Raw genomic sequence first — 6,202 nt, forward strand, 5'->3', positions numbered from 1 at the left:
AAGACGCAAAAGAGCGCATGGAAAAGAGCGTAGAGTCGCTCCGTAGTCAAATGTCAAAAGTGCGTACAGGACGCGCGCATCCGAGTATTCTTGATAGTGTGATGGTGAACTACTATGGGGTTGATACACCACTTAAGCAGCTCGCTAACATCACTACAGAAGATTCTCGTACATTGGCATTGACCGTATTTGACAAATCGTCCGCTCAAGCTGTCGAGAAGGCTATTTTAACCTCTGATTTGGGTTTAAACCCAGCATCTGCAGGTGCAGTCATTCGTATTCCTCTACCACCGTTGACCGAAGAACGCCGCCGTGACTTGGTAAAAATTGTTCGTGCAGAAGCCGAACAAGCGCGTGTAGCGGTGCGTAACATTCGTCGTGATGCGAATAACGATTTAAAAGAGTTGTTAAAGGAAAAGGAAATCACTGAGGATGAGGAACACTCGGCAGAGGACGATGTCCAAAAGCTAACCGACACGTACGTGAAAAAAATCGACGAGTCATTGAAAGCTAAAGAACAGGATTTAATGGAAGTTTAATTCCATTCCGTGCTCTAGACGGCGCCGTGTAGTCTCTATGCGGCGTTTTAATTATTGGCGGACAGCATGAAGCAATCTCCAACAATACAGCAAGTGATGCCCAAGCATGTCGCTATTATTATGGATGGGAATGGGCGTTGGGCTAAGCAACAAGGCAAACGAAGAACGTTTGGTCACAAAAAGGGAGCCGAGGCGGTTAGGAGAGCGGTTAGCTTTGCACGTCGAAACGGGATCCAGTCGCTTACGCTATTTGCCTTTAGTAGTGAAAATTGGAATAGACCGGCCGCGGAAGTATCGCTACTGATGGAGTTATTCATCAATGTACTTAAAAAGGAAGCGGATAAACTCAAACAAAATGATATCAAGCTTCAAGTTATTGGTGATAAGACACAGTTTTCAAGTCGCTTACGAAAGCATATTGAACAGACTGAAGAGATGACTGCCGAGTGTCGCGGTATGACACTTAATATCGCCGCAAATTACGGTGGTCAGTGGGATATTACCCAGGCGACGCGTAAAGTGGCAACGGCGGTGGCCAATAATGAATTAGCGGCATCAGACATTACTGAACGTACTTTCGAGCGCTATTTATGTTTAGCTGATCAGGCAAAACCTGACTTGCTCATTCGTACGGGTGGCGAACAGAGGGTGAGTAATTTCTTGCTATGGCAAATAGCGTATGCAGAATTTTACTTCAGCCCGATACTATGGCCTGACTTTGACGATCAAGCATTCGCAAGTGCTGTTGCAGAATTCGCGCAACGGGAACGCCGTTATGGGCTTACCAGTGAGCAAATCACTGAGCTCTTTGAAACAATGAATGCGCGTGTAGAGGACTGAATTTTTGCTTAAACAACGAATTTTGACAGCTGTCATTTTGATACCCGTCGCCCTCTATGCGGTCTTTTTACTGCCGCTGTGGGGCTTTTCCTTATTTATCCAAGCTGTATTGATGTTAGGCGCGTGGGAATGGGCACCGCTCATGGGGCTCACCAAAGTCCGTTCACGTATTGCGTATACACTCGGCATTGGAATAATAATTGGCGCATTAAGCCTTGCTGTGCCATTTGAACACTTGTGGAAAGCAGGCACGCTTAATCAAATTATTTATGCCACGATCGCTGCCGGCGGTATTTGGTGGGTCTGTGCATTAGCGTTGGTGGTCAACTATCCGTCGAGTCGACGTATGTGGTCCCGGACACGTTCGATCGTTGGTATTTTTGGCATGTTGATTTTTGTTCCAACTTGGGCAGCCTTGGTCACCGTGCGTTCAATCAATATTGATATACAACCCTATTTTGGCGGATGGGTGGTATTGTTTATTCTATTGTTAGTATGGGCCGCGGATGTTGGCGCCTACTTTGCCGGTGTCCGTTACGGACGTAATAAAATGATGCCTGCGGTAAGCCCGGGTAAGACAATGGAAGGTCTCTGCGGTGGATTAACGCTGGCATTTATCGTCATGATGGTGGTTTCACACTGGACTCAAATACCGGCTGACCAATTTACCGGCTACTATTTGACAGGATTATTTACTGTCGTGGCGTCTGTGTTTGGTGACTTGAATGAGAGTATGTTTAAACGCAGTGCCGGCGTAAAAGATAGCGGCTCAATTCTGCCAGGACATGGCGGCATATTAGATCGCATAGATAGTCTAACCGCGGCAGTGCCTGTGTTTACATTGGCTTACTTGGAGTTTTTACGTTAAGTATGAGTCAATCGATTACCATCTTAGGCGCGACGGGTTCTATTGGTCAGAATACGTTAGATGTCGTTGCTCGTCACCCTGATACTTATTCACTATTTGCCGTCACAGCTCATGGTAACGTGAGTGCCATGCTCGATATCGTGTGCCGTTATCAACCTCAGTATGCCGTGATGGTGGACGAACACGCAGCATCACAACTGCGTGCACAATTGCCGATGGATACGCGGACCGAAGTATTGGGTGGTGCGAGTGCATTATCCGACGTGAGTGCGTGTGCAGAAGTCGATGTCATTATGGCCGCGATAGTAGGTGCTGCTGGCCTGGCACCGACACTAGCGGCTATCAATTGCGGTAAACGTGTTTTGCTCGCTAATAAAGAAGCGTTAGTGGTGAGCGGTGAGTTATTTATTAATGCCGCGCGTGAAAGTGGCGCTCAAATTCTTCCTGTTGATTCAGAGCATAATGCAATATTTCAATGTTTACCGGATAGCGCACAACAGCAAGTCGGCTACATGCAACTGAATAATCATGGCATTGATAAACTGCTGCTAACGGGGTCGGGCGGGCCCTTTCGTCATACTCCTATCGATGAGCTTGTTAACCAAACACCTCAACAGGCCTGCAATCACCCCAATTGGTCAATGGGACAGAAAATTTCTGTCGATTCTGCAACCATGCTCAATAAGGGTCTGGAATACATTGAGGCACGGTGGCTATTCAATTGTCGTCGGGAACAGCTTGATATTGTAATACATCCGCAGAGCGTTATTCACTCAATGGTACAATATGTTGATGGTTCAGTGATGGCGCAGATGGGAGAGCCTGACATGCGCACGCCTATTGCTCATGTATTAGGTTTCCCTGAGCGAATTTGCAGTGGTGTGAAGGGACTCGATTTCATGACGCTTGGTGAACTCAGTTTTATGCCAGTGGATTTTGCACGTTATCCTTGTCTGAAACTGGCGATAGATAGTTGTTGGCATGGACAGTCGGCAACGACCACTTTAAACGCTGCCAATGAGGTGGCGGTTGCAGCGTTTTTGAAAGGACAAATTCGCTTCACTGATATTGCTGAAGTGTGTGACTCAGCATTGCAAAACTTGGTGTCAGCGCACGTGGATTCGGTAGACGCACTTATGGCTATTGATGCACAAGCGCGACGTGCAGCATCACGACGTGTGGAGCAAGTTGTTTATGCTTGATTGGTTATGGTACGCCGGTTCGTTTGTAGTGACCTTAGGTATTTTGGTCGCTTTTCATGAGTTCGGACATTTTTGGGTGGCTCGACGCTGTGGCGTCAAGGTACTGACCTATTCGGTGGGGTTCGGTAAAGCGATATGGTCACGGGTGGCACGCGATGGTACGCGCTATCAAGTCGGTATTATTCCGCTAGGTGGCTATGTTCGTATGCTCGATGAACGTGTTGATGAGGTCAGTGAGCAAGACAAACATGTATCCTTTAATGCCCAGTCAGTGTATAAGCGCTTTGCCATTGTGGCGGCTGGACCGATTGCTAATTTCATTCTCGCCGTCGCTGTACTATGGCTTATGTTTGGTATTGGGGTCCCTACGGTTAAGCCCATTATAGGCGATGTTGCGCCCGGGTCTATTGCAGCACAAGCAGACTTTGTAGAGGGCAGTGAGATTGTAAAAGTCGACAACGTAGAAGCATACGATTGGCAGCAGGTACAACTCGGTTTGATGAGTGCCATTGGTAACGATGAACTCTCAATTACCGTAAGTAGCCCCGACGGCACGATACAGAAAAAAACCTTAAATATTTCGCAGTGGCAGTTTGATCCTGAAACGGAAACAACCTTTGGTAGCTTGGGGATTCAAGTTTACCGACCTAATGTTTCCACTACATTAGCGCAGGTTGTTGATGACTCTCCGGCGCAACAAGCGGGTCTAGAAGCGGGCGATAAAGTGACCGAGCTCAATGGTCAGCCGCTAGAAAGCTGGCAACAATTGACTGGAACTATCGCCGAGTCCGCAGGAGTTGCCTTGACCTTGACTATCGAGCGCCAAGGAGCCGAACAAAAAATAACTGTTATTCCTGGTGAACGCGAACGAGGTTCTGATGTCATAGGTTACCTAGGCATCGCCCCTGAGGTAGGAGAGTTGCCCGAGGGCTATGTGTTCAACCATCAATATGGTATTGTCGGTGGTTTAATGAAAGGCGCTGAGCAGACATGGGAACTCATGGTTGTAAGCGTCAAAATGATTGGAAAGCTAATCACGGGCGATGTGTCCGTAAAAAATCTCGCTGGCCCTTTGAGTATTGCTGAAGGCGCTGGCGTTAGCGCGAGTAGTGGATTTGTTTATTTTCTCAGCTTTCTCGCGCTATTAAGTGTAAATTTAGGGATAATCAATCTGGTGCCTTTACCCATGCTTGACGGGGGACATTTAGCATTTTTCGTTGCTGAATGGGTGAGAGGGAAGCCGGTGTCAGAAAAAGTTCAAGACATCTGTTACCGGATTGGTGGTGCGTTAGTCTTTGCATTGATGATAATCGCCATAAGTAATGACATCATGCGCTTCGCATTCTAATTCAAAGTCAACAATAAGTAGCTAGTTATAATGACGTTTAAAAAGCTGTTAGTGAGTGCCATGGTTGCGGCGGCTGTTTCGCCCGCAGCGCAAGCACAAGATGAATTTGTTGTCCAAGATATCGAAGTTAAAGGTTTACAACGTGTGGCACTCGGTGCTGCGTTGACATATATTCCTGTTCGAGTGGGTGATGAAGTGTCAGAGCTGCAAATTCGCAGTGCGATCAAATCACTCTATTCGTCTACTCACTTCGATTACATCGAAGCAGTACGTGACAATGACACGTTGATTTTCCGTGTCAGTGAGCGTCCAACAATTGCTGAAATTACCTTCGAGGGTAATAATGATATTAAGGACGAGCAGTTAGAGCAGAGCCTCCAAGATAACAACATTATTCAAGGAGAGCCGCTTGATCGAACGACGATCTCAGGTATCGAGAAAGGGTTAGAAGACTTTTATCAAAGTGTCGGTAAGTATAACGCTCAGGTTGACCTTGAGGTGGTTGAATTACCGCGTAATCGTGTCGAGCTTCGCATGAACTTTGAAGAAGGCGATGCCGCTGAAATTGCACAAATCAACATTGTCGGTAACAAGGCATTTCCAGACGAACTGCTTTTAGATACTTTTGAGTTGCGCGATAAATTACCGTGGTGGAATATCATCGGCGAAAAACGCTACCAGAAAGAGCAATTAAGTGGCGACTTAGAAACACTCGAATCTTATTATCGCGATCGCGGCTATCTTCAGTTCCAAGTTGAATCGGTACAGGTTTCTGTCACGCCTGATAAGTCGGGTGTCTACATCACGGTCAATGTGAATGAGGGCGAGAAATATTACGTAAGCGAAACTGATGTAATTGGTGATTTGAAAGGTCATGAGGACATCGTTAATCGCTTAACTACGATTAAAGAGGGGACGCTATATAATGCGGCTCAAGTCACTTATATTGAAGACCTCGTTGGTCGTTTCTTCGGTGGCTATGGGTATGCCTACCCAGAAGTAAAGGCGATTCCTGAGCGTAATGACGAAGACAAAACCGTTAAACTGACGTTCTCAGTCAATCCAGGTAATCGCGTTTACGTTCGTCGCATTGCGTTTGAGGGTAATTCAACGACCGAAGACCAAGTCTTGCGTCGTGAAATGCGTCAGCTTGAAGGTGCATGGCTATCAGATAACAAGGTCGAGCAAGGTAAAGTGCGCCTAGAGCGACTCGGCTTTTTCGAAACGGTTGAGACTTCGACGGAAAAAGTGGAAGGACAACCTGATCAAGTGGATGTCACGTATAAGGTAAAAGAGCAACCTTCAGGTTCATTTACGGCGGGTATTGGTTACGGTGACTATTCAGGCCTGCAACTCAACGCCGGTATTCAGCAAAGTAACTTTTTGGGTACGGGTAATCGCGCAG

At 46.8% G+C, this 6,202-nt stretch carries 6 protein-coding genes; all 6 read left to right on the top strand.

Translation table 11 applies throughout. The annotated features are described in order from the left end of the window. Positions 1-17: 17 nt before the first annotated feature. Entirely contained in the window at positions 18-539 is a 522-nt protein-coding gene (gene frr, locus OS145_RS05870) for a ribosome recycling factor (protein ID WP_370215255.1), read from the top strand. Between the two features lie 66 nt (positions 540-605). Then, entirely contained in the window at positions 606-1,379 is a 774-nt protein-coding gene (gene uppS, locus OS145_RS05875) for a polyprenyl diphosphate synthase (protein ID WP_006955310.1), read from the top strand. A 4-nt stretch (positions 1,380-1,383) separates the two neighbouring features. After that, positions 1,384-2,247 (top strand): phosphatidate cytidylyltransferase, encoded by an 864-nt coding sequence (locus OS145_RS05880; RefSeq protein WP_006955311.1) that lies wholly within the window; start codon positions 1,384-1,386, stop codon positions 2,245-2,247. A 2-nt stretch (positions 2,248-2,249) separates the two neighbouring features. Then, the gene (gene ispC / locus OS145_RS05885) at positions 2,250-3,449 is read left to right on the top strand and encodes a 1-deoxy-D-xylulose-5-phosphate reductoisomerase (protein ID WP_006955312.1); all 1,200 of its coding nucleotides are present in this window, start codon (positions 2,250-2,252) and stop codon (positions 3,447-3,449) included. Continuing rightward, positions 3,442-4,797, top strand: coding sequence for a sigma E protease regulator RseP (gene rseP, locus OS145_RS05890; protein WP_006955313.1), 1,356 nt, complete (start codon positions 3,442-3,444; stop codon positions 4,795-4,797). Before ispC ends, rseP begins: the two co-directional genes overlap by 8 nt. Positions 4,798-4,827: 30 nt before the next feature. After that, positions 4,828-6,202, top strand: a 1,375-nt coding sequence (bamA, locus tag OS145_RS05895) for an outer membrane protein assembly factor BamA (protein WP_006955314.1), incomplete at its 3' end; no start/stop codon positions are given.

Source organism: Idiomarina baltica OS145, from assembly GCF_000152885.1.
In the GTDB taxonomy this organism is placed as follows: Bacteria; Pseudomonadota; Gammaproteobacteria; order Enterobacterales; family Alteromonadaceae; genus Idiomarina; species Idiomarina baltica.

What these genes read in the sequence shown, in the direction of transcription:
- frr (WP_370215255.1), top strand. Translation starts at nt 18, where the DNA reads ATGGAAAAGAGCGTAGAGTCGCTCCGTAGTCAAATGTCAAAAGTGCGT.
- uppS (WP_006955310.1), top strand. Translation starts at nt 606, where the DNA reads ATGAAGCAATCTCCAACAATACAGCAAGTGATGCCCAAGCATGTCGCT.
- ispC (WP_006955312.1), top strand. Translation starts at nt 2,250, where the DNA reads ATGAGTCAATCGATTACCATCTTAGGCGCGACGGGTTCTATTGGTCAG.
- rseP (WP_006955313.1), top strand. Translation starts at nt 3,442, where the DNA reads ATGCTTGATTGGTTATGGTACGCCGGTTCGTTTGTAGTGACCTTAGGT.